This window comes from Methylobacterium sp. E-066, from assembly GCF_022829635.1.
Taxonomy (GTDB): Bacteria; Pseudomonadota; Alphaproteobacteria; order Rhizobiales; family Beijerinckiaceae; genus Methylobacterium.
Genome location: NZ_JAKSYO010000156.1, coordinates 57,760 through 79,183, shown reverse-complemented (window position 1 = coordinate 79,183; position 21,424 = coordinate 57,760). Strand labels below are relative to the sequence as shown.

The 21,424-nt window shown below is 68.6% G+C and carries 21 protein-coding genes; 13 read left to right on the top strand and 8 right to left on the bottom strand.

Going from position 1 to position 21,424, the window contains the following annotated elements; all coding sequences use genetic code 11:
- Nucleotides 1–150: 150 nt before the first annotated feature.
- Nucleotides 151–687, top strand: coding sequence for a TetR/AcrR family transcriptional regulator (locus MKL20_RS21525; protein ID WP_244038376.1), 537 nt, complete (start codon nucleotides 151–153; stop codon nucleotides 685–687).
- A gap of 343 nt (nucleotides 688–1,030) precedes the next feature.
- Nucleotides 1,031–1,993 (top strand): DMT family transporter, encoded by a 963-nt coding sequence (locus MKL20_RS21520; protein ID WP_244038375.1) that lies wholly within the window; start codon nucleotides 1,031–1,033, stop codon nucleotides 1,991–1,993.
- Here MKL20_RS21520 and MKL20_RS21515 read toward each other — a convergent pair.
- Nucleotides 1,971–2,744, bottom strand: a complete 774-nt coding sequence (locus tag MKL20_RS21515) for an SDR family NAD(P)-dependent oxidoreductase (RefSeq protein WP_244038374.1) — start codon at nucleotides 2,742–2,744, stop codon at nucleotides 1,971–1,973. The genes MKL20_RS21520 and MKL20_RS21515 overlap by 23 nt on opposite strands.
- 190 nt (nucleotides 2,745–2,934) lie before the next feature.
- On the opposite strand from MKL20_RS21515, the gene MKL20_RS21510 reads away from it, so the two are divergent.
- Complete coding sequence (locus tag MKL20_RS21510; protein WP_243947442.1) at nucleotides 2,935–3,348, top strand: flagellar biosynthesis repressor FlbT; 414 nt, start codon at nucleotides 2,935–2,937, stop codon at nucleotides 3,346–3,348.
- A gap of 18 nt (nucleotides 3,349–3,366) precedes the next feature.
- Here MKL20_RS21510 and flaF read toward each other — a convergent pair whose 3' ends face one another.
- Entirely contained in the window at nucleotides 3,367–3,741 is a 375-nt protein-coding gene (gene flaF, locus MKL20_RS21505; protein ID WP_244038373.1) for a flagellar biosynthesis regulator FlaF, read from the bottom strand.
- A 168-nt stretch (nucleotides 3,742–3,909) separates the two neighbouring features.
- Here flaF and MKL20_RS21500 point away from each other — a divergent pair, with 168 nt between their 5' ends.
- A complete protein-coding gene (locus MKL20_RS21500; protein WP_243964670.1) occupies nucleotides 3,910–4,152 on the top strand; it encodes a hypothetical protein in 243 nt (80 codons plus the stop codon).
- 521 nt (nucleotides 4,153–4,673) lie between these two features.
- Here MKL20_RS21500 and mgtE read toward each other — a convergent pair.
- Nucleotides 4,674–6,044 carry a magnesium transporter gene (gene mgtE / locus MKL20_RS21495; protein WP_092044331.1) on the bottom strand — a complete coding sequence of 457 codons (1,371 nt, stop codon included), beginning with the start codon at nucleotides 6,042–6,044 and terminating at the stop codon, nucleotides 4,674–4,676.
- A gap of 436 nt (nucleotides 6,045–6,480) precedes the next feature.
- On the opposite strand from mgtE, the gene pqqA (MKL20_RS21490) reads away from it, so the two are divergent.
- From pqqA (MKL20_RS21490) to MKL20_RS21480, 3 genes are all read left to right on the top strand, one after another.
- On the top strand, nucleotides 6,481–6,570 hold the full coding sequence (pqqA, locus tag MKL20_RS21490; RefSeq protein ID WP_007559223.1) for a pyrroloquinoline quinone precursor peptide PqqA: 90 nt from the start codon (nucleotides 6,481–6,483) through the stop codon (nucleotides 6,568–6,570).
- A gap of 78 nt (nucleotides 6,571–6,648) precedes the next feature.
- Nucleotides 6,649–6,738, top strand: a complete 90-nt coding sequence (gene pqqA / locus MKL20_RS21485; RefSeq protein ID WP_007559225.1) for a pyrroloquinoline quinone precursor peptide PqqA — start codon at nucleotides 6,649–6,651, stop codon at nucleotides 6,736–6,738.
- A 216-nt stretch (nucleotides 6,739–6,954) separates the two neighbouring features.
- Nucleotides 6,955–7,929, top strand: a complete 975-nt coding sequence (locus MKL20_RS21480) for an NAD-dependent epimerase/dehydratase family protein (protein WP_244038372.1) — start codon at nucleotides 6,955–6,957, stop codon at nucleotides 7,927–7,929.
- Between the two features lie 416 nt (nucleotides 7,930–8,345).
- Here the strand turns inward: MKL20_RS21480 and MKL20_RS21475 are convergent, their stop codons facing one another.
- Nucleotides 8,346–9,593, bottom strand: coding sequence for a NupC/NupG family nucleoside CNT transporter (locus MKL20_RS21475; RefSeq protein ID WP_244038371.1), 1,248 nt, complete (start codon nucleotides 9,591–9,593; stop codon nucleotides 8,346–8,348).
- 56 nt (nucleotides 9,594–9,649) lie between these two features.
- Nucleotides 9,650–10,291, bottom strand: a complete 642-nt coding sequence (locus tag MKL20_RS21470) for a TetR/AcrR family transcriptional regulator (RefSeq protein WP_244038370.1) — start codon at nucleotides 10,289–10,291, stop codon at nucleotides 9,650–9,652.
- A 102-nt stretch (nucleotides 10,292–10,393) separates the two neighbouring features.
- Between MKL20_RS21470 and MKL20_RS21465 the strand changes: the two genes are divergently transcribed.
- The 3 genes from MKL20_RS21465 to MKL20_RS21455 are packed head-to-tail and all read left to right on the top strand — an operon-like array spanning nucleotide 10,394 to nucleotide 13,627.
- The gene (locus MKL20_RS21465) at nucleotides 10,394–11,245 is read left to right on the top strand and encodes an SDR family NAD(P)-dependent oxidoreductase (protein ID WP_244038369.1); all 852 of its coding nucleotides are present in this window, start codon (nucleotides 10,394–10,396) and stop codon (nucleotides 11,243–11,245) included.
- A gap of 1 nt (nucleotide 11,246) precedes the next feature.
- Complete coding sequence (locus MKL20_RS21460; RefSeq protein WP_244038368.1) at nucleotides 11,247–12,155, top strand: alpha/beta hydrolase; 909 nt, start codon at nucleotides 11,247–11,249, stop codon at nucleotides 12,153–12,155.
- Nucleotides 12,152–13,627: a flavin-containing monooxygenase gene (locus MKL20_RS21455; RefSeq protein ID WP_244038367.1), complete on the top strand. Its 1,476-nt coding sequence runs from the start codon at nucleotides 12,152–12,154 to the stop codon at nucleotides 13,625–13,627. Before MKL20_RS21460 ends, MKL20_RS21455 begins: the two co-directional genes overlap by 4 nt.
- A 13-nt stretch (nucleotides 13,628–13,640) precedes the next feature.
- Here the strand turns inward: MKL20_RS21455 and MKL20_RS21450 are convergent, their stop codons facing one another.
- Together MKL20_RS21450 and MKL20_RS21445 are read right to left on the bottom strand one after the other, a co-directional pair.
- Nucleotides 13,641–14,672 carry an acyltransferase gene (locus MKL20_RS21450; RefSeq protein WP_279594913.1) on the bottom strand — a complete coding sequence of 344 codons (1,032 nt, stop codon included), beginning with the start codon at nucleotides 14,670–14,672 and terminating at the stop codon, nucleotides 13,641–13,643.
- Nucleotides 14,673–15,176: 504 nt separating this feature from the next.
- Entirely contained in the window at nucleotides 15,177–16,673 is a 1,497-nt protein-coding gene (locus MKL20_RS21445; protein ID WP_244038365.1) for a CoA-acylating methylmalonate-semialdehyde dehydrogenase, read from the bottom strand.
- 119 nt (nucleotides 16,674–16,792) lie between these two features.
- On the opposite strand from MKL20_RS21445, the gene MKL20_RS21440 reads away from it, so the two are divergent.
- A complete protein-coding gene (locus MKL20_RS21440) occupies nucleotides 16,793–17,704 on the top strand; it encodes a LysR family transcriptional regulator (RefSeq protein WP_244038364.1) in 912 nt (303 codons plus the stop codon).
- Between the two features lie 87 nt (nucleotides 17,705–17,791).
- Nucleotides 17,792–18,955 carry an iron-containing alcohol dehydrogenase gene (locus tag MKL20_RS21435; protein WP_243962087.1) on the top strand — a complete coding sequence of 388 codons (1,164 nt, stop codon included), beginning with the start codon at nucleotides 17,792–17,794 and terminating at the stop codon, nucleotides 18,953–18,955.
- A gap of 143 nt (nucleotides 18,956–19,098) precedes the next feature.
- Here MKL20_RS21435 and MKL20_RS21430 read toward each other — a convergent pair whose 3' ends face one another.
- Complete coding sequence (locus MKL20_RS21430) at nucleotides 19,099–20,313, bottom strand: ABC transporter substrate-binding protein (protein ID WP_409568180.1); 1,215 nt, start codon at nucleotides 20,311–20,313, stop codon at nucleotides 19,099–19,101.
- 295 nt (nucleotides 20,314–20,608) lie between these two features.
- On the opposite strand from MKL20_RS21430, the gene cpaB reads away from it, so the two are divergent.
- Nucleotides 20,609–21,421: a Flp pilus assembly protein CpaB gene (gene cpaB / locus MKL20_RS21425; RefSeq protein WP_243962089.1), complete on the top strand. Its 813-nt coding sequence runs from the start codon at nucleotides 20,609–20,611 to the stop codon at nucleotides 21,419–21,421.
- Nucleotides 21,422–21,424 lie beyond the last annotated feature (3 nt).

Sequence of the window (21,424 nt, the reverse complement as noted above, 5' to 3'; positions counted from 1 at the left end):
GCTACCGTGGCCCCGCCCGGCCTCTTCCCATCTCAGCGATATCCGGTCAGGCAAGGGCCGAACGCCCGCCCGTCATGAGATCGCTTCGTGCCGACCAAGCCCAGAACCACGCCCAGGACCAAGCCCCCCGGGGAACGGCGCGAGGATCTGATGAACGCCGCCGAGCGCCTGTTCCTCGATCAGGGCGTAGCCGCGACCACGATCGAACAGATTACGACTGGGGCAGGCGTGGCGAAGGGCAGCTTCTACCTGCACTTCGCCTCGAAAGAGGATGTGGTCGAGGGCCTGCGCCGGCGCTTCGTCGCGCGATTGCTGGACGCCATCGCGGCCGCGGTCGAAGAACAGCCGGACGGGGACTGGGGCGGGAAGCTCGCGGCCTGGGCGGCGGCTTGCGGCCACGGGTACGCCGCATCCGCGCGCCTGCACGACATCGTCTTCACCGACGTGCCGCCGCCCAACCAGGACGGTCTGGCCGACAACGTCCTGATCGACCATCTGGCGCAACTGCTCGCCGATGGCGGCGCCGCGAAAGCCTGGGCGATCGACGACGCGCGTTTCACGGCCGTCTTCCTGTTCAACGCCCTTCATGGCGTCATCCTCGACGCCGCCAGGAACGGGCGGGCGGACGCGATCGAGCGCAAGATCGTGGCACATTGTTTTCGGCTGGTGGGCCTGGAGACCGCGTGATCGGCGCGTTCTGATCTGCCGGCGATCGAGCACTTCCTCGCGATCAAAGGCGTGCGAATCCCTTGGCGGTGGAGTCCAGAGAACGCGCGGCCGGCCGGCGGGCTTCGCCAAGGCTTTCGTTGCGCCCAAGTCTTTCAGGATGTGCTCGAAGTTGAAAAATCTCCATTTGAGTCTTCGGAAGAAAATATCGTAGCAATGATTGCCGTTCTACGTGAGGTACGATTTCATCTGATCAGAAATAGATTCCTTTCTATTTTGGAAAGGACGGATTCAACAGCAAGAAACGGGTTGCCCGCTCCCGAAGCGGAACCCTAGGCTCGGATCGACCTGTTGGAGATCCGCCATGTCGCCCACCGGAAACCGCTCCATGTCCGCGCCCGAATGGGCGATGCTGCTCGCCCTGTCCGTCCTGTGGGGCGGCTCGTTCTTCTTCACCGGCATCGCGCTCTCCGGGCTGCCGCCCCTCACCCTGGTCGTCCTGCGGGTCGGGCTCGCCGCGCTGATCCTGAACCTCGTCCTGCCGCTGACCGGGCTGCGCCTGCCCCGCGGGCTCAGGATCTGGACGGCCTGCCTCGGCATGAGCCTGCTGAACAATGTCCTGCCGTTCTGCCTCATCGTCTGGGGGCAGACCCATATCGCGTCCGGCCTCGCCGCCATCCTCAATGCCACGACGCCGCTCTTCACCGTCATCGTCGCCCACCTGCTCACCACCGACGAGCGGATGACCGGCAACCGGCTCGCGGGGGTGCTGGTGGGCTTGGGCGGCGTCGCCGTGATGGTCGGGCCCACGGCGTTGGCCGGGCTCAGCGCTGGCCTCCTCGCGCAACTCGCGGTGCTCGGCGCGGCCCTGTCCTATGCCTTCGCGGGCGTGTTCGGGCGGCGCTTCCTGCGCCTCGGCGTTCCGCCGCTCGCGGTGGCGGCCGGACAGGTCACGATGTCCACTCTGGTGTTGCTGCCCGTGGCGCTCGCAGTCGACCGGCCCTGGACCCTGCCGATCCCCGGCGCGCCCGTCTGGGGTGCGGTCTTCGGCATCGCGACGCTGTCCACGGCCTTGGCCTACGTGCTGTATTTCCGCATCCTGGCGCGGGCGGGGGCGACGAACCTCTCGCTGGTCACCTTCCTGATCCCGGTCTCGGCCATCCTGCTCGGGGCGCTGGTGCTGGGCGAGCATCTCGAGCCGCGGCACTATCTCGGCATGGCGCTGATCGGCTGCGGCCTGGCGGCCATCGACGGCCGGCTCCTCCGCCGCGTGTCGCGGGCGACTCGTGAGCTTAATTCGCGCCTCAGCGCCAGCCCGCGTCGATGAAGTAATTGTGCCCGGTGCACATCCGGGCGTCGTCGGAGGCGAGGAACAGGACCAGGGCGGCGACGTCGGAGGGCTGGATCCGGCCGTCCAGGCACTGGGAGGCGACGATCTCGGCCTCGCCCTCCGGGGTGTACCAGCGTTCCTGGCGGGGCGTCTGGACGTTGCCGGGCACGATGGCGGAGACCCGGATGCCGTCGCGGCCGAGGTCCCGGGCGAGCGCCCGGGTCATCCCCTCGATCGCCGCCTTGGCGGTCTGGTAGAGCGGCATGTCCTTCAGGCCGAGATGCCAGCTGATCGAGCCGAAGTTCAGGATCACGCCGCCGCCGGCCCGGCGCATCCCCGGCACGGCGGCCTGCGCGGCGAAGAACAGGTGACGCAGATTCACCGCCATCCGGTCGTCCCAGTAGGCGGGCGTGACCTCGTCCAGCTTGTGGCGGTCGTCGTTGCCGGCGTTGTTGACCAGCACGTCGAGGCCGCCGAGCGCCGTTTCCGCCTCCGCCACCAGGGCGCGGACCGCTTCGACATCGGTGAGGTCGCAGCGCCGGTAGAGCGGCGGGTGCGCCGCGCCCGGGGAAAGCCGCGCGACCAGCGATTGCGCGGCCTCATCGGCAATGTCGCAGAACGCGACGCGGGCGCCCTGGGCGACGAAGGCTTCGACCAGACCTTCGCCGATCCCGGAGGCGCCGCCCGTCACCAAGATGCGCTTGTTGCGCAGTGACGGGTAGATGGCGCGCGTCGAGGAGGAGGACATCGGCAATTCTCCGAAGGCTGAGGCGTCGCAGAATCACGAACCCTGCGAAGGCTCTTCGAAGAGTCGACGTTTAGCGGGTCGCGACAATCTTGTCCCGATCGCCGGCCCGGATGCCGAGGGTCGGCAACCATTGTCCAAACGTTAACGCTTTCGGAATCAGATCGGCGCGTCTTCTAGAAAGGAACACGCGATGCCGCTTCGCCTCGAACTCAAGCCGTTCGAACGGCTGATCATCAACGGCGCCCTGATTCGCAACGGCGACCGGCGCTCGACCTTCCTGATCGAGACGCAGTGCAAGTTTTTGCGCGAGAGCGAGATCATCACGGAGAGCGAGGCCGACACGGCCTGCAAGCAGATCCACCTGACCCTGACGGTGATCTACCTCGCCGACGACCCGGCGTCGGGCATCGACCTGTTCTTCCGGCAGGCCGCGGAGCTGATTCGGCTCGCGCCGGCGGCGGCTCCGCAGATCGCCGCCATCGCCGAGGCCGTGGAGGCCGGGACCTTCTATCCGGCGATCAAGCTCGGCCGGAAGCTCGTGGAATGGGAGAGCGCGGCTTTGGCCCAGGCGGCCAAGCCCCCGGAGCCCGGCGCGGCCGCCTGACCGCGCCGAAGCCCGATCTCAGCCCGGATTGCCCTGGAGGCCGGCCGCGATCTCGTTGTTGATCGCCACGAGGCTGGCGATCTTCTCCGGGGTCGGGTCGATCATCGTGTCGAGGCAGTTGCGCAGCACGAACACGCCCAGATTGCAGATGCCCTGCTTGATATCGGCCGGCAGCGGGTTCTCGTCGGCGGTCGCCTCGGAGGCCAGGATGGTCCAGACGCGCTGGTTGAACGACAGGGCCTCGTTGAGCGGCCTGGTGTCGCCGGTCGCGAGCCCGTGGCTGGCGCCGACCAGCTGCTGGGCCGCCTTGATCAGCACCGCCGATTCGGCCTCGCGCGGCGTCATGGGAGCCGACCGGGATGTCCGGGCATAGGCATTGGCGGCGTAGTTCATAGGCAGTCCAGCCCCGTCATCTGACCTGCCGGGCGGGCAGGCTTGCGTGTAGCTGTCGCAGATCAAGTGTTAAGGCCACGTGAGCATGCGGTCCGCCATGATCCCGCCGGGTTGGACAGGGACCAGAGATTGTGGCCCCAGAAAACCGGCCTCCGGATCGCGTCAGAGATGTTGAATTTCTTCCTCGGAACAGTGGCTGGTGGTCTGATCGCCGCCGTTCTGACCATCGCGGCGGCCCGGCAACCGGAAGTCCAGTCGCGCCTCGGCCTGAGGCCCGCGCCGGTGGTGGCGGCCCTGGCCGCCGTCCCGAAGCCGCGCGAGCCGGATTGCGCCAAGCCGGCCGAGGGTCCGACGGTGGGCACGCGGGACATGCTGTTCAACCGCCAGCGGTTCTGGTCGGTCGCGCCCTGACCGGACGGGCGGAGTCACAGATCGGAGCGTTTTTCCCTCCCCCTTGTGGCTACGACCGACACAGGTTTCAGGCGCGGGCACTGCAACGCGCCTCCTCTCCCGCATGGGCTACGACGTTCACACATCGCTGCCGATGTGGGCCAAGGTTAATCCCAAGCGCCCTCCCTCCCCCCTCTGCGGGGGAGGGTGGGCCGGCCGTCAGGCCGGGTCGGGAGAGGGGAGCCCGGGTTCAGCAAAGGGCGCGACCGGCATGACGGGCGAAAACCCTATCCTGCACCGTCGCTCCCCTCTCCCGACCCCCTTCGGGGGCCACCCTCCCCCGCAGAGGGGGGAGGGAGGGTGCATGTCCACTGCGATGCGACTTCTGTTGCACCGGGAACCACCCAGACAGCGTTTTGTGAATCCGTTAGAGCGCGCCGCCGAAGTGGATACCGGTTCGGCGCAAGCGAGCGCGTTCAATTAAGGACTGAGAGCCGTTCCCGATTGCAACGCGATCGGGAACGGCTCTGGCGACCGCGCCCCTACAACAGCGTCCCCCGCAGGATCAGCAGCGCCACGGAGAAATAGATCACCAGCCCGGTGACATCGACCAGGGTCGCCACGAACGGGGCCGAGGCGGTGGCGGGGTCGAAACCGATCCGCTGGAGGATGAACGGCAGCATCGAGCCGGCGAGCGAGCCGAACATCACGATGCCGACGAGAGCCGCGCCGACCGTGGCGGCGACCAGCGGCCAGTGCTCGCCGTAATCGTAGAGGCCGAGCTTCTGCCACGCCACGATCCGGATCACCGCGATCACGCCGAGGATGCTGCCGAGCACGATGCCGGTGGGCAGTTCACGCAAGGCCACCCGCCACCAATCGCCGAGGCGGATCTGGTGCAGGGCCAGCGCCCGGATCAGCAGCGAGGTCGCTTGGCTGCCGGAATTGCCGCCCGAGCTCATGATCAGCGGGATGAACAGGGTCAGGACGATCGCCTTCTCCAATTCGCCCTCGAAGCCCTGCATGGCCGAGGCGGTGAGCATCTCCGAGAGGAACAGCGCGCACAGCCAGCCGGCGCGCTTCCGGATCATGGTGAAGAAGCCGATATCCATGTAGGGCTCGGGCAGCGCCTCCATGCCGCCGAAGCGCTGCACGTCCTGGGTCTGCTTCTCGATCATGGCGTCGATCATGTCGTCGACCGTGACGATGCCGATCACGTGCCCGACCGCGTCGACCACCGGCAGCGCCAGCAGGTCGTATTTCGAGATCAGCCGGGCGGCCTCCTCGCGGCTCGCGGTTGGCGAGACGGCCAGCGGCCGCCGGCCGGGGGCGACGCTGAGCACGTTGTCGTTCGGGTCGCCCGAGATCAGCCGGCGCAGGGGCACCGCCTTGGTGAGCGCCCGGGTGCGCGGGTCGAGCACGAAGATCGCGTAGATGGTCTCGCGGGTCTTCTCGACGTGGCGGATGTGCTCCAGGGTCTGGCCCACCGTCCAAGTGCCCGGCACGGTGACGAACTCGGTGGTCATCAGCGAGCCGACCGTCTCCTCGCCGTAAGCCGACAGGCGGTCGACGGCGCCACGGGTCTCGGCGTCGAGGCGGGCGCGTAGGTCGGAGCGGCCGGGCTCCTCGATCTCCCGGAACACGTCCGTCACCCGGTCGGCCGACATGCCCGAGAGGTAGCCGGCCACCCGGTCGCGCGGCAGCATCTCGATGATGTCGGCGGCGCAGTCGAGTTCGGGCTGGTCCAGGACCTCGATCGCCCGCTCCATCGGCAGGCCGAGGATGATCGCCGCGGCGACCTCGGGGGCCTCCTCGTTCAAGGCCTCGACGATGTCGGGGGCGCGCTCGTCCGACAGGCGCGCGGCCAGCACGGACGGGTCGACGCGCGCGTCGATGGGGGCGATCTCGTTCATGGCCTCGCCTCGCGGGTTACGAGGCGGCGCGCCGCCGGTCTTGCTGGCTCTCAGGGCCGCGACCGGTCAGCCACGCCGCGCACCCCGCGGCCGGGCCCCTCAGCGGCTCAGGCGGGATGACGGCGCGTCGCCGGGCACGGCAGGCACGATCGGTCTGGCACGTCGCTTCGCTGGTCGATGCTGAAAGGGAGCGCGGCGCCCCCCGGATGGCGGCCCCGCACGGCTGCCTCGTGCCCCTGCGGGAAAAATCCGTCAAGCCGAAACCGGCCTCCGTCCCGGGCCCGTTTCACGCGCGCGGCGCGCTGTGGCCGGGACGCCGCGGCCGGGGACGACCGAAGCGGGTCAGGCGCCTATGAGAAATATAAGTGTTGTGCTCACTTGTATTGCGTCCAAGATATTGCCTATATGGACCTCAGCAACAACGAGGAGAAACGCCATGGCTTGGTCTGCCCCGATCGTGTCCGAGATCTGTGTCGGCATGGAAGTCACGAGCTACGAGTCGGCCGAGATCGACACGTTCAACTGAGTTGACTTGATCCCCGGATCGCTGAAGATCTGGGGATGATGGTCTTAACCACCAATCATCTGTTCCTTGGAGGAAATCATGGCCTGGTCCGCTCCCGTCGTGTCCGAGATCTGCGTCGGCATGGAAGTCACGAGCTACGAGTCGGCTGAGATCGACACCTTCAACTAAGACGTTCCTCGGACGTTTTTGGGCGCCGCTTCAGCCGAAGCGGCGCTTTTTGTTTGTGGGGTGTCCCGCTGGGCGATCTTGATCGCCGGCGGCACTTCGGATTTCTTAGCCCCGACCTCATCCCTCGGCGCTCGCGTGCAGCGGACGCCGCCCGGGATCCTTCGAGAAGTCGTGGCGCTCTCCCAGACGGGGGCGCCGGTCCTTTAGGGTCGGGCCATGCACGTCCTGCTCACCGGTTCCTCCGGCTGGCTCGGCCGGTTCCTCGCCCCGCGCCTGCGGGCCCTCGGCCATCGCGTGACCGGCCTCGACCTGGCCCCCGGGCCCGAGACCGATCTGGTCGGCTCGGTGGCGGATCGGAGCCTTGTCAGCCGGGCGTTCGACCGGGGCATCGAGGCGGTGATCCATGCCGGCGCCCTGCACAAGCCCGACATCGCGCGCTACCCGGCGCAGGCCTTCATCGACTGCAACGTCACGGGCACGCTGAACCTCCTGGAAGCGGCGGTGGCGGCCGGCAACGACCGGTTCGTGTTCACCTCCACGACCTCGCTGATGATCAGCCAGGCGATCCGCGAGGAAGCCGGCGAATCAGCGATCTGGCTGGACGAGACCAGCGGGCCGCTGGCGCCGCGCAACATCTATGGGGTGACCAAGCTCGCCGCCGAGGGCCTGTGCCGCCTCACCGCCGCCGAGCGCGGGCTGGCCTGCGTGGTCCTGCGCACCGGCCGGTTCTTTCCCGAGGAGGACGACACCCATCGGGACCTCTCCGGCGAAAACCTGAAGGCCAACGAGTTCCTGAATCGGCGCCTGACCGTCGAGGACGCCGCCGAGGCGCACATCGCGGCGCTGATGCGGGCGCCCGCGCTCGGGTTCGGCCTGTTCATCCTGTCCGCGCCGACGCCGTTCGATCGCGCCGAGGCCCGGGCCCTGAAAGAGGACGCGGCCGCCGTCATCGCGCGCCACTTCCCCGACGCCGCCGCGCTCTACGCCCGAAAGGGCTGGACGCTGCCCGCCAGCATCGGCCGGGTCTATGAGTCGCGTCTGGCCGAGACCGCCCTCGGCTTCCGCTGCCGGACCGGCTTCGCCGAAATCCTGGACGCCCTGCGGGACGGGCGGCCCCTGCCCTTCGCGCACGACCCGTCCTACGTGTCGCCGAAGGAGAGCGGATACGACGGCCCGGCCTTCGGTCCCTGACGCGCCCTCTGCTCAGGCCTAGAGGAGTCACACATCGGGGTCGGCGGGATACGCTGGGGTCACCGCGGCTCTCCCTCCCCCCTTTGCGGGGGAGGGAGAGCGCACCTGCCCTTCCGGACCAGGATCTGCCGGTACCGGCATGGCACCAGAGTGAGATGTGCGAACGTCGTAGCCGTGATCATGCCTTGGGTGCAGAAGGCGCGGGTCCCCTCTCCCGTGCGGGAGAGGGACAGGGTGAGGGATGCGACCTCTCCGGAAAGTCCTGTCCCCTCACCCCAACCCTCTCCCGCACGGGAGAGGGGGTGCGTCGCGGCCTGCAACAGCGCTTGTGCTTCAAACCTGTGTAGTCCGTAGCCGCAAGGGCGAGGAGCGAGCGCTGCGCCTTTCGCCGTGCGCTGTGTGAACATCGGAGCCTCTCAGGCCACGAACATCCCGGCGATCGCCGCGCTGGTGAGGTTCGACAGCGTCCCCGCCAGGATCGCCCGCAGCCCGTAGCGGGCGACCTCGGCCCGGCGCTCGGGGACGAGGCTGGAAAAACTCGCGAGCTGGATCGCGATCGAGGCGAAGTTGGCGAAGCCGCACAGGGCGAAGCAGACGATCGCCTGGGAGCGTGGGTCGAGGGCACCGCCCTTCAGGCTCGGCGACAGGTTGGCGTAGGCCAGGAACTCGTTGAAGGCGAGTTTCTGGCCGATCGCGCCGCCGACCAGGGTGGCGCTCTCCCAGGGGACGCCCAGGAGCCAGGCCAGCGGGGCGAGCGCCCAGCCGAGCACGCCCTCGATCGACGCCGCCGGAAAGCCGGCGAGGCCCCCGAGATAGCCCACGATCCCGTTCGCCAGGGCGATGAGGCCGACGAAGGCGATCAGCATCGCGCCCACCGAAACCGCCACCGCGAGGCCCTTCTGGGTGCCGTCGGCGGCCGCCTCGATGATGTTGGCCGCCCGGGTCTCGCCGAACTCCACGCGGGTGGTGGCGATCCGGGTGGGCTCGGTGGAGGGCATCAGGATCTTGGCGTAGAGCAGCCCCCCGGGGATCGCCATCACGGAGGCCGCGAGCAGGTAGGTCATCGGCACCCCGAGCGCCGCGTAGCCCGCCAGGATCGACCCGGCGGTGGAGGAGGCGCCGCTCGCCATCACGGCGAACAGCTCCGCTCCGGTGAGCAGCGGCAGGAACGGGCGCAACGCCACCGCGATCTCGCTCTGGCCGATGGCGATGGTGATCACCGCCGAGAACGATTCGATCGGCGAGGTGCCGAGGATCCGCCGCAGCACCGCGCCGAGGCCCCGGGCGAGCGCCTGCATCACGCCGAGATGGTAGAGAACTCCGATCAGTGCCGAGACGTACAGGATCTGCGGCAGCACCCGCAGGGCCAGGATGAAGCCGGAGCCGCCGAACAACTCGAACATCTTTGGCTCGACCAGCCCGCCGAACAGGAAGGCCGTGCCGCGGTCGCCGTATGAGAGCCCCGTCGCCACCACGGCGGCGGCGGCCTTCAGCGCGGCCTGCCCGGCGGGCAGGAACAGGACCAGGGCACCGAGGCCCACCTGCAAGGCCAGGGCGGTCAGCACGACCCGGGGGCGGATCGCCCGGCGGTCGGTGGAGAACAGGGCGGCGATCGCCAGCAGCAACAGCACGGAGAGGCCGGCATGGATCAGTCGGTCGGGCATCGGTTCCTTGGGTCTCGAGCTTGGCCGTCGGATGGAAAGTTCGGGCCAAGTCCCCGTCAACCCGGGCGATCGGTCCCGAGGTAGGGGGCGAACAGGTCGCTGACTTGCGCGAAACCCCAGTCGAGATCGGCCTGGGTCAGCTCGGTGCCGCCCTGGAGCCGGTGGCTCATCCAGTGGCTCGACACGATCCAGGCATTGTCGATGAGCCGCCCCAGCGCGTCCGGCGCGATCCGCAGCCGCCCGGCCCGCACGGCCGCCTCGAACACGCCACGAGCGAGCGCCTGCGTCCGCACCCGCAGGGCATGGACCCGCGGGCGCAGGGCCGGGGCGATCTCCACCATGGCGATGCCGTCGCGGTAGACGCAGCGATAGCGCCAGATCAGGTCGAACCAGCCGCGCTGATAGGTGAGCAGCGCCTCCGGGGCGGCGGGATCGGCCGGCATGCGCCCGGCCACCGCCTCCGCCTCGACCTCGAAGGCGGCAAACAGCGCCTCCACCAAGCCGCTCTTGCGCGGAAAATGGTACTGGAGGTTGCCCTCCCGGATTCCGGAGGCGGCGGCGATCTCCGCCGTGGTCACCCGGCCGAGGCCGCGGGCGTTGAACAGCGCGAGGCTCTGCGCGAGGATTTTTTCCCGCGTCCCGGTGGGTCGCTCCGGGCCTTCGCCCCCCCGCCCTCTTCGGCCGTCGCCCTTCAGCATGATCTCCAAATCCGATCTAGGGTATTCACCCTAGACAATCCGCGCGGCGGGGGCTATCCCCGTGCGGTCGTCGGGCATGCCCGGCGCAACGGGAGGCGAGGCTTGGCCCAGAAACTCCAACTCGCGGGCGCGGTGGTGCTCATCACCGGCGCGGCGAGCGGCATCGGCGCCGCCCTGGCGCTGGGCTTGGCGGCCAAGGGCTGCAGCCTCCTGCTGGCGGACCGCGACGCGGCAGGCCTGGACGCTATCGCCGGCAAGGCCCGCGCGGCCGGCGCCGCGGCGGAGACTCAGGTTCTCGACCTTGCGGATGCGGCGGCGATCCAAAAGCTCCCGGATTGGGTCGCGGGCCGCTTCGGCCGCCTCGACGTGCTGATCAACAATGCCGGCGTGGCGCTGGGCGGGCGGTTCGACGAGACGCATCTCGAAGACTTCGAGTGGCTGATGGACATCAACCTGCGCGCCGTCGTGCGGATGTGTCATGCCTTCCTGCCGATGCTGCGCGCCCGGCCGGCGGCCCAGATCGTCAACCTGTCGAGCCTGTTCGGGCTGATCGCCCCGCCCGGCCAAGTCGCCTACGCCACCAGCAAGTTCGCGGTGCGCGGCTTCACCGAGGCCCTGCGGCACGAATATGCCGGCACCGGGCTCGGGGTCACGGTCGTCCATCCGGGCGGCGTCGCCACCGCCATCGCCCGCAGCGCTCGGGGCACGCGGCCACCCACCGACCCGGAAGCGGCCGAGCGCGCCCGGGTCGAGGACGAGAAGGCCCGGGAGGCGTTCGGGAAGCTGCTGACGCTCTCGCCCGAGGACGCTGCGGCCGCGATCATCCGCGGCATCGAGCGCCGGCAGCCCCGTATCCTGATCGGCAAGGACGCGAACAGCGCGGCCCTGATCCAGAGGCTGATGCCGGCGGGCTACTGGAAGACGATCGTGCGCCTGTCCGGCGGGAAGGTCTGAGATGGCGAGCCTGCGTGCGTATCTCGGCACCTGGATGGTCCGGAACAAAGTCCGCGGCCCCCTGTCGAAGGCCCGGGACGCGGCCGCGTTCCGCCGGATCTTCGAGGCGCCGGCCTTCCCCGACCCCAAGGGCGTCACCTACGAGCCGGGCACTCTCGGCGGGGTGCGGGGGGAATGGGTCCGGCCGAAATCCGGCCCCGGGCTAAGGATGCTGTACATCCATGGCGGCGGCTTCATCGCCTGCTCGCCGCGGACCCATCGGCCCGTCACCGGGGCGCTGGCCCATCGCGGCTTCACGCTGTTCGTCCCCGATTATCGCCTCGCCCCCGAGCACCCATTCCCGGCGGCGGTCGAGGATGTGATGGCGGTCTGGCAGGCGTTCAGCGCCGAGGGGCCGGCCTGCATCGCCGGCGAGTCGGCCGGCGCCAACATGGCCCTGGTGCTGATCGGCGAGGCGCGGGCGCGCGGCCTGCCCCTGCCCTGGGCCGCGGCCCTGTTCTCGCCGGCCACCGACTTCGTCTCCGAGGACGGCTCGCGGCACACCAATGCGTGGCGCGATGCCATGTTCGACCCCGGGGCGCTCGCGGTGATCCGCACCATGTATCTCGGCAAGGCCGACCCGGCCGATCCGCGGATCTCCCCGATCAACGCCGACCCGACCGGCTACCCACCCCTGCTGTTCCATGTCGGCGAGCGGGAGGTTTTGCGCGACGATTCCATCCGCATGGCCGAGAAGGCCCGGGCGGCCGGGGTCGTGACCGAGCTGAAGGTCTTCCCGGTCGTGTCGCATGCCTGGCAGTTCGCCGCCCATATGCTGCCGGAGGCGCGGGCCTCCCTCGACGAGGCCGCCGACTTTCTGAAGGTCCATGCCCCGCAGAACGCGGGCGGATCGGGGAGGTCTTCGCGATGAGTGCGCACGCAACCGCCGCTGAGACCCTGGAGGTCCTGATCGTCGGCGCCGGCTTCTCCGGCCTCGCGATGGCGATCCGCTGCAAGCAGGCCGGGATCGGTCCCCTGCGGGTGATCGAGAAGGGGGACGATATCGGCGGAACCTGGCGGGAGAACACCTATCCGGGCGCGGCCTGCGACGTGCCCTCGCACCTCTACTCGCTATCCTTCGCCCCCAAGGCCGACTGGACGCGGATGTACGCCCCGCAGCCGGAAATCCAGGCCTATCTCCGCGAGACCGCCGAGCGCCACGGCCTGATGCCCCTGATCCAGCTCGGCACCGCGTTCTCCGGGGCGACCTGGGACGAGGCGCACGCCCTCTGGCACGTGGAGACCGATCGCGGGCCTTTGACGACCCGTTCGATCGTCTCCGCCATGGGCGGTTTGCACCATCCGGCCTATCCCGCGCTGTCCGGCCGGGACGACTTCGCGGGTCCGGCCTTCCACACGGCGGCGTGGGACCATTCGGTCGACCTGACGGGCAAGCGCGTCGGGGTGATCGGCACCGGGGCGAGCGCGATTCAGGTCGTGCCGGAACTCGCCAAGGTCGCGGCCCACCTCACCCTGTTCCAGCGCACCCCGCCCTGGATCATGCCCAAGCACGACCACGCCATCGCGGAGGCCACGAAGGCGCGCTACCGGCGCCTGCCGTTCCTCCGGCAGATCGAGCGGGCGCGGCTGTTCTGGCTGCACGAGCTGCGCGCGCTGTTCGGCTTCACCAAGGTCTCCAAGTTGACCAAGCAGGCCGAGGGCTTGGCCCGCCACCACCTTGCCAAGGCCGTGAAGGACAAGGACCTGCGCGCGAAGCTGACGCCGAACTACCGCCTCGGCTGCAAGCGCGTGCTCATTTCCGACACGTATTATCCGGCCCTCCAGCGCCCGAACGTCACGCTTGAGACCGCCGACATCGCGCGGATCACCGAGTCCGGTGTGACCACGGCGGACGGCATCGCCCACGAGCTCGACGTGATCGTCTACGCCACCGGCTTCGACGTGACGGGCAGCTTCGCCCGGATGAAGCTCGTCGGGCGCGACGGCCTGCGCCTGGCCGATGCCTGGGCCGGCAACGGGATGGGCGCCTACCAGGGGATCACGGTCGCGGGATTCCCCAACTACTTCATGCTGCTCGGGCCCAATACCGGGCTGGGGCACAACTCGATCATCGCGATGATCGAGGTTCAAGTGCAGCACGTGCTCGACTGCTTGGCGACCCTGCGCCGGGGCGCCCGGGACATCGAGGTCCGCCAGGAGGCGCAGGCCCGGTTCCTCGACCGGATCCGGACCCGGCTCGCCGACAGCATCTGGCAGGCGGGCGGCTGCCGCAGCTGGTACCTCGATGCCCAGGGGCGCAACACGACCCTGTGGCCCGACTCGGTGATGGCCTACCGCCGCAGCGCCCGGCGGGCGCGAATGGCGGATTACCGGCTGAGGTGAGACCCGCGAACGTTCAGCGGACGAACGCCTGCGTCAACAACCTGCGCACCGGGCGATCGTACAATCGATCCAGCGCATAGGCGATCCCGATGCACACGAGCACGGCGAGCATGGCGACGAACGCCCGGCGATCCTCCAGGTGCAGGATCTTCATGAAGCCGACCATGAACTGCAGGATCGGAACATGGATGGCGTAGAGCGGGTATGACAGCGCACCGGCGACTCTGAACAGCGCCCGTTCCTTGCGATAATCCGAACAGGCCGCGAGATAGATGATCGCCGGCAACACGACGAGGATCGCGAAGATATCGAATTCCGGGCCGATATCCGGCACGAACAGGACGGCGATGAGCAGAACCGCCGCGATTTCGGGCAGAAAGCCGCCGCGATCAGGTTCCGGCCGGTACCGCCACAGGACGACACCGATGAAGAACCCGAATCCAACCCGGGCGAGACCGCCCGGATAGGTGGGCCAGGTGGCGCCGATATCGGCCGACCCATTCTCGATGGCGAGAACGGTGATGCTGATCGCGGACACAAGCACCAGAAGCAACAGGATCGACGACCGCGCTCTGTAGAAGAACGCGGCCCAGACGATGTTCATGAGCATTTCGAGGGACAAGGACCAAAGGGGCGTATTGGTCGTGAAGATCGTGTCCGTCGGCGCCGAACTCGTCCATGGCTTCGGCAGCAAGGCAGCGTTGAACAAGGTTCCAATGGTGATATCCGCCAATCCGTATTGCGAATAGTTCTGAACATAAAATCTCATCAAGAAATAAAGACTGCCGACAAACACTCCCAGCACGCTGAGCGGAAGCATCCGGATGAGCCTCAGCCGCATAAAATCACCCAGCGGCATCGCGCTGAGCCGACCGGCATAGGCGTGGGACAAGACGAAGCCGCTCAGGACAAAGAAGAAATCGACCGCCAGATAGCCATGCGGCGCGAGCGGCAAATCGATGATCGACAGATGGAAAAGCATAACCCCGACTGCAGCAACTCCTCTCAACCCATCCAAGATCTCATATCGCACCCGGGGCACCATACTATCGAGCCTAAAATATAACAACATATAGTCATATAGACTGATATAAACTGGAAAATGTCAAGTTTAACACGGCACAAACTCTATTCAATTTCTGGTTCTTTTATCGGCATCGCCACAGCGATTCGCAGCCGGCTCCGCTCACCGATTCCGTCGAAACATAGGCTGTTCCCGATGATCTCGGAGCCAGCCCTTTCAAGGTGTTTGGCACAGCGTTCGGGCGAGACGCGTCGCGCTCTCCTCCCTCTTGGGGCTACGACGTTCACACATCTCCCTTTGGTGCCATGCCGGTATCGGCAGGTCCTGGTCCGGAAGGGCAGGAGCGCGCTCCCTCCCCCCTCTGCGGGGGAGGGTGGCCCCTGCGTCAGCAGGGGTCGGGAGAGGGGAGCGACGTTTCCGGAAAGGTCGCGACGGGCGCGAGATCCTGCACCGTCGCGCTGCCCCTCTCCCGCCGCGCCTCCGCGCGGCACCCTCCCCCGCAGAGGGGGGAGGGTTGAAATGCCCCTACCGCATCGTCGGGATGGAGAACTCCGCCCCGCTCTTGATGCCGCTCGGCCAGCGCTGCGTCACCGTCTTAGTCTTGGTGTAGAAGCGGATCGAGTCCGGCCCGTGCTGGTTCAGGTCGCCGAAGCCAGAGCGCTTCCAGCCGCCGAAGGTGTGGTAGGCGATCGGGACCGGGATCGGCACGTTGACGCCGACCATGCCGACATTGACCCGGGCGGTGAAGTCGCGGGCCGCGTCGCCGTCCTGGGTGAAGATCGCCACCCCGTTGCCGTATTGGTGGGTCGAGGGCAGCGCCAAAGCCTCCTCGTAGTTCTGGGCCCGCACCACCGAGAGGACGGGGCCAAAAATCTCTTCCTTGTAGATGGTCATGTCGGGGGTCACGCGGTCGAACAGCGAGCCGCCCATGTAGAAGCCGTTCTCGTAGCCCTGGAGCTTGAAGCCGCGGCCGTCGACGGCGAGATGCGCACCCTCGGCAACGCCTTGGTCGATGTAGCCCGCGACCTTCCGGACCGCCTCGGCGGTGACCATCGGGCCGTAATCGGCCGAGCCGTCATGCGACGGGCCGATCTTCAGCGACTCGACCCGCGGGATCAGCCGCTCCATCAGCCGGTCGGCGGTGGCCTCGCCCACCGGCACCGCCACCGAGATCGCCATGCAGCGCTCGCCGGCCGAGCCGTAGCCGGCGCCGATCAGCGCATCGACCGCCTGGCCCATATCGGCGTCGGGCATGATGATCATGTGGTTCTTGGCGCCGCCGAAGCACTGGGCGCGCTTCCCCGTCTGGGCGGAGCGCACGTAGATGTACTCGGCGATCTGCGAGGAGCCGACGAAGCCCACCGCCTTGATGTCCTCGTCGTCGAGGATCGCGTCGACCGCTTCCTTGTCGCCGTTGACGACGTTCAGGATGCCCGGCGGCAGGCCGGCCTCCAGGAAGATCTCGGCGATGCGCAGGGGCACGCTCGGGTCGCGCTCGGACGGCTTCAGGATGAAGGCGTTGCCGCAGGCGATGGCCGGGGCGCATTTCCACAGCGGGATCATGGCCGGGAAGTTGAACGGCGTGATGCCGGCGACGACGCCCAGCGGCTGGCGCAGGGAATAGACGTCGATGCCGGGGCCGGCGCCCTCGGTGTACTCGCCCTTGAGCAGGTGCGGGATGCCGCAGGCGAACTCAACCACCTCGACGCCGCGCTGGATGTCGCCCTTGGCGTCCGGCACGGTCTTGCCGTGCTCGGAGGCCAGCAACTCGGCCAGGCTGTCCATCTCGCCGCGGATGAGTTCGAGGAAGCGCATCATCACCCGGGCGCGCTTCTGCGGATTGGTGGCGGCCCAGGCCGGCTGGGCCGCCGCGGCATTCTCGACCGCGGCGCGCATCTCGGCCTTGCTGGCGAGCGCGACCTGAGCCTGGACCTCGCCGGTCGAGGGGTGGAACACGTCGGCGAATCGCCCGCTCTCGCCGCCGACAATGCGGCCGCCGATAAAGTGCCCGATCGTGCGCATGAGCGCCTCCCTGTTGTCGTTTCTCGATTTGGTTTGGTGCAGCCTAACAGGATCGCTTGAACGATAAAGCCGGATGCGCTTACAGCGGCCGTGCATCGATGCACAGCGGGTTTGCGGTCATGAGCCGGACGGGGCGCAACTGGGACGATCTGCGCTTCTTCCTGGCGGTGGCCCGCACCGGAACCCTGAGCGCCGCTGCGGGACGCACCGGCACCGAGCACACCACGGTCGGGCGGCGGATCCGCGCCTTGGAAGACGGGCTCGGCGCCCGGCTGTTCCACCGCAGCAACCTCGGCTACGCGCTCACCGAGGACGGCGCCCACCTGCTGAGCGTGGCCGAGGCCATGGAAAGCGCCTTCCTGTCGGCCAAGACCGCCACCGAGGCGGGGGCTCAGTCCGTGTCCGGCACGGTGCGGATCGGCGCCCCGGACGGGTTCGGCAGCGTGTTCCTGGCCTCGCGGATGCACCGGCTGACCGAGCGCCATCCCGGACTGGAGGTCGAGATCATGGCGACCGCCCGGATCTTCAGCCTGTCGAAGCGCGAGGCCGACATCGTCATCGGCCTGTCGACCCCGCAGCAGGCGCGGGTGGTGGCGCGCCGGCTCACGGATTACCGGCTGTTCGTCTACGGGGCCGAAGCCTATCTCGCCGCGGCGCCGCCGATCGCCGCCGTCTCGGACCTCACCGCGCATCCGTTCGTCGGCTATATCGAGGACATGCTGTTCGCGCGCGAGCTGAACTATCTCGGCGCCCTGGAGCCCGCCGTCACCGCGCGGCTGCGCTCGACCAACCTGCTGGCCCAGGTCCACGCGACACTGAACGGCGCCGGCCTGTGCATCCTGCCGGCCTTCATCGCGGCGGCCCATCCCGGGCTGGCGCCGGTTCTGCCCGGGGCGGTGTCGCTGACGCGCTCGTTCCACATGCACATCCATGAGGACCACCGGAAGGCGGCCCATATCCGGGCGGTGGCGGGCTTCATCGCCGGGGAGGTCGAGGCGGCCGGCGCGCTGTTCGCCGGGCCCGCGGTGTAAGCGGCGGCGGTTTCGCGGCGGGGCCCCAAGTCTTAAGATCGCGCGTTCCGGCAGGCCCGAACTGGCCCTGAACCAAGGATCAAGACAATGGTCGCCTCGATCGCCCTGCCCCGGCTGATGCGTATCGGCGCCGGCGCCTCGCGGCTGCTGCCGGAGGTGCTGGGCCAGCTCGGCCTGTCGCGCCCCTTCGTGGTCACCGACCCCTATCTGGTCAGCAGCGGCCGCACCGACACGCTGCTCGAACGCCTGACCAGCGCCGGCGCCCGGGCAACGATCTTTTCCGAGACCGTGCCGGACCCGACCGTGGCCTCCGTGGAGGCGGCGCTGGCCGCGCTCCAGGCCGGCGATTTCGACTGCGTGGTCGGCTTCGGCGGCGGCAGCCCGATGGACACCGCCAAGGCGGTCGCCGTTCTGGCCCGCCACGGCGGCCACATGCGCGACTACAAGGCGCCCCGCCAGCAGGACGAGCCCGGCCTGCCGATCGTGGCGATCCCGACCACCGCCGGCACCGGCTCGGAGGCGACCCGCTTCACCATCGTCACCGACGAGGCCTCGGACGAGAAGATGCTCTGCATCGGGCTGGCCTACCTCCCGGTGGCGGCCTTGGTCGATTACGAATTGACCCTGACCAAGCCGAAGCGCCTCACCGCCGATACCGGCATCGATGCGCTCACCCACGCCATCGAGGCCTATGTCTCGCGCAAATCCAACCTGTTCTCGGACGGGCTCGCCCTCCAGGCGATGCACCTGATCGCCCCGAACCTGCGCCGGGTCTGGACCGATCCCAGCGACCGGGCGGCGCGCGAGGCGATGATGCTGGGTGCGACCCAGGCCGGCATCGCGTTCTCGAATTCATCGGTGGCGCTGGTCCATGGCATGAGCCGGCCGATCGGCGCGCATTTTCACGTGGCCCACGGGCTCTCGAACGCGATGCTGCTGCCCGCGGTCACCGCCTTCTCGGCCCCGGCAGCCATCGGCCGCTACGCCGCCTGCGCCCGAGCCATGGGCATCCCCGGCGTGGATGGCGACGACCGGGCCGCCGTCACGGCCCTGGTGGCGGAGCTCGAAGCTCTCAACGACGACCTCGATGTGCCCGGCCCTCGGGAATACGGGATCGACCCGGCCCGCTGGGAGGCGCTGATCCCGACCATGGCCGCCCAGGCGCTGGCCTCCGGCTCCCCCGCCAACAACCCGATCGAGCCGAGTGCGGAGGAGATTCAGGCGTTGTATCGGCGGGTCTGGGCGGCGTGAGATCCCGGGCGACCGGGTGATAACCGGTGGCACACCGTCTTTGCGAGCGGAGCGAAGCAATCCAGCAGCGCGACGACCATTCATGTCGCGCTACCCTAGGTCGCTTCGCTGCGCTCGCGATGACGGAGTGACCTCGACCGGACCTACTTCGCCGTCAGCGGGCAGCCGCTCTCCGCCGGCGTGGCATAGGCTTCCTTGCCTGGGATGGTCGCGAGCTGCCGGTAGAGGTCCCACGGGCCCTTCGACTCGGCCGGCTTCTTGACCTCGAACAGGTACATGTCGTGGACCATGCGGCCGTTCGGCTGGACGATGCCGCCATGGGCGAAGACGTCGTCCACCGGCAGCGCCTTGAGCTTGGCGTTGACCGCCTCGGTCTCGTCGGTGCCCGCCGCCTTCACGGCCTTCAGGTAGGACAGGACCGCCGAGTAGGTGCCGGCCTGGATCATGTTCGGCATCCGGCCGGTGCGCTTCTTATAGCGCTCGCCGAAGGCCCGGGTCTCGTCGTTGGCGTCCCAGTACCAGCCCTCGGTCAGCGTCAGGCCCTGCGCGACCTTGAGGCCGAGCCCCTCCACCTCCGAGAGGGTGAACAGCAGGGCCGCGAGCTTCTGGCCGCCCTCGACGATGCCGTACTCGGCCGCCTGCTTAATCGCGTTGGAGGTATCCAGCCCGGCATTGGCGAGCCCGATGACCTTGGCCTTCGAGCCCTGCGCCTGGAGCAGGAACGAGGAGAAGTCCTGGTTCGAGAGCGGGTGGCGGACGCTGCCCAGCACCTTGCCGTTGTTGGCGAGGACGACCCGGCTGGTGTCGGCCTCGAGCGCCGAGCCGAAGGCGTAGTCGGCGGTGAGGAAGAACCAGGTGTCGCCGCCGGCCCGGGTCAGCGCGCCGCCGGTGCCGACCGCCAGCGCCCGCGTGTCGTAGGCCCAATGATAGCCGTAGGGCGTGCAGGCCTTGCCGGTGAGGTCGCTGGAGGCCGCCCCGGTGGTGATCGTGATCTTCTTCTTCTCGCGGGACAGGCCCTGGACGGCCAGAGCCACCGACGAGGTGGTCAATTCCATGATCGCGTCGACGCCGTCGCGGTCGTACCATTGCCGGGCGATGCCCGAGGCGATGTCGGGCTTGTTCTGATGGTCGGCCGCGAGGATCTCGATCGGCACGCCGTCGACCTTGCCGCCGAAATCCTCCACCGCCATCCGGGCGGCCTCCACGGAGCCCTGGCCGCCGAACTGGGCGTAGAGGCCGGATTGGTCGTTGAGCACGCCGATGCGCACGGCGTTGCCGGAGAAGGCACCGGCCGCGGGCCCCTGGGCTGCTGCCGGGCCGGAGCCCAGAACCGCGCCCGCCAGGGCGGTGGCCAGCACTGTGCCGCCAAATGTCCTGATCATGTCACTCCCCGGCATGTTTTGCCCGGATGATCCGAGCACCCGATTCTGACGCGGGTTCGAGATCAGACTATTGCACCGGCGCAAACCGCGCCACGGCCGCGATTGAACAGGGATTGAGAGATCGCGCGGGTTGTGACGCCCCCGCGACCGCCCCGTTTCCGGACCGTATCCAGCGGCCGAGGTTATAATACCTTAACCATAATTACACGAATGGCCGCGCAGGGTCCGGTGATGAACGGCAATTCGGCCGTTCCCGGTGCGTGGCGATGCGATGAATTCAGCCCGTCTCGTCGTCCTCGGCATCGCCCTCGCAGCGGGCAGTGGAGCGGCGTTCCTGATGAGCGGCGGCGACCCGCCTCCGCCGCCGCCGGCCCCGAAGGCCGAGCTGCCGCCGCCTCCGATGACCGAGGTGCTGGTGGCCGCCGCCGACATGCCGATGGGCCAGGTCCTGCGCGCCGCGGACCTGCGCTGGCAGCCCTGGCCGGACGGCGCCATGACGGCCGGCTACATCAGCCGCAAGGACAACGCGAAGGCGCTGGACGAGACGGTCGGTGCCTCCGTGCGCTCGGGCTTCCTCGCGGGCGAACCGATCCGGGCGCAGAAGCTGGTCCGGCCCGAGAGCGGTTTCATGGCCGCGATCCTGCCCGCCGGGATGCGCGCGGTCGCCATCGTCACCGACAGCCGCGGCACCAACTCCGCCGGCGGCTTCATCCTGCCCAACGACCGCATCGACGTGATCCGCACCTTCCGTGACGATGCCAACTCGCGCGCCAACAGCAGCGAGGTCCAGCTCTCCCAGACGATCCTGACCGATATCCGCGTCCTGGCGATCGGTCAGCTGATCCAGGAGAAGAACGGCACCAACGTCGTCACCGGCGAGACCGCCACCCTCGCCGTCACCCCCGCGCAGGCGGAGACCCTGACGCTCGCGCAGAAGGTCGGCTCCCTGTCGCTGTCGCTGCGCAGCCTTGCGGATGCGGGCCGGCCGGTCGAGGCCCAGCCGATCGATGCCGCGATGGCGCAGACGCCCGAACCCGGATTGACCGTCGTGCGCTTCGGCGTGGCGCGGCAGCAGACGCCGTGATCC

What these genes read in the sequence shown, in the direction of transcription:
- pqqA (WP_007559225.1), top strand. Translation starts at nt 6,649, where the DNA reads ATGGCCTGGTCCGCTCCCGTCGTGTCCGAGATCTGCGTCGGCATGGAA.
- MKL20_RS21475 (WP_244038371.1), bottom strand. Translation starts at nt 9,593, where the DNA reads ATGCCCGACCGACTGATCCATGCCGGCCTCTCCGTGCTGTTGCTGCTG.
- MKL20_RS21520 (WP_244038375.1), top strand. Translation starts at nt 1,031, where the DNA reads ATGTCGCCCACCGGAAACCGCTCCATGTCCGCGCCCGAATGGGCGATG.
- MKL20_RS21525 (WP_244038376.1), top strand. Translation starts at nt 151, where the DNA reads ATGAACGCCGCCGAGCGCCTGTTCCTCGATCAGGGCGTAGCCGCGACC.
- MKL20_RS21470 (WP_244038370.1), bottom strand. Translation starts at nt 10,291, where the DNA reads ATGCTGAAGGGCGACGGCCGAAGAGGGCGGGGGGGCGAAGGCCCGGAG.
- flaF (WP_244038373.1), bottom strand. Translation starts at nt 3,741, where the DNA reads ATGAACTACGCCGCCAATGCCTATGCCCGGACATCCCGGTCGGCTCCC.
- MKL20_RS21510 (WP_243947442.1), top strand. Translation starts at nt 2,935, where the DNA reads ATGCCGCTTCGCCTCGAACTCAAGCCGTTCGAACGGCTGATCATCAAC.
- cpaB (WP_243962089.1), top strand. Translation starts at nt 20,609, where the DNA reads ATGAATTCAGCCCGTCTCGTCGTCCTCGGCATCGCCCTCGCAGCGGGC.
- MKL20_RS21435 (WP_243962087.1), top strand. Translation starts at nt 17,792, where the DNA reads ATGGTCGCCTCGATCGCCCTGCCCCGGCTGATGCGTATCGGCGCCGGC.
- MKL20_RS21440 (WP_244038364.1), top strand. Translation starts at nt 16,793, where the DNA reads ATGAGCCGGACGGGGCGCAACTGGGACGATCTGCGCTTCTTCCTGGCG.
- MKL20_RS21445 (WP_244038365.1), bottom strand. Translation starts at nt 16,673, where the DNA reads ATGCGCACGATCGGGCACTTTATCGGCGGCCGCATTGTCGGCGGCGAG.
- MKL20_RS21480 (WP_244038372.1), top strand. Translation starts at nt 6,955, where the DNA reads ATGCACGTCCTGCTCACCGGTTCCTCCGGCTGGCTCGGCCGGTTCCTC.
- MKL20_RS21515 (WP_244038374.1), bottom strand. Translation starts at nt 2,744, where the DNA reads ATGTCCTCCTCCTCGACGCGCGCCATCTACCCGTCACTGCGCAACAAG.
- MKL20_RS21460 (WP_244038368.1), top strand. Translation starts at nt 11,247, where the DNA reads ATGGCGAGCCTGCGTGCGTATCTCGGCACCTGGATGGTCCGGAACAAA.
- MKL20_RS21500 (WP_243964670.1), top strand. Translation starts at nt 3,910, where the DNA reads ATGTTGAATTTCTTCCTCGGAACAGTGGCTGGTGGTCTGATCGCCGCC.
- pqqA (WP_007559223.1), top strand. Translation starts at nt 6,481, where the DNA reads ATGGCTTGGTCTGCCCCGATCGTGTCCGAGATCTGTGTCGGCATGGAA.
- mgtE (WP_092044331.1), bottom strand. Translation starts at nt 6,044, where the DNA reads ATGAACGAGATCGCCCCCATCGACGCGCGCGTCGACCCGTCCGTGCTG.
- MKL20_RS21450 (WP_279594913.1), bottom strand. Translation starts at nt 14,672, where the DNA reads ATGGTGCCCCGGGTGCGATATGAGATCTTGGATGGGTTGAGAGGAGTT.
- MKL20_RS21455 (WP_244038367.1), top strand. Translation starts at nt 12,152, where the DNA reads ATGAGTGCGCACGCAACCGCCGCTGAGACCCTGGAGGTCCTGATCGTC.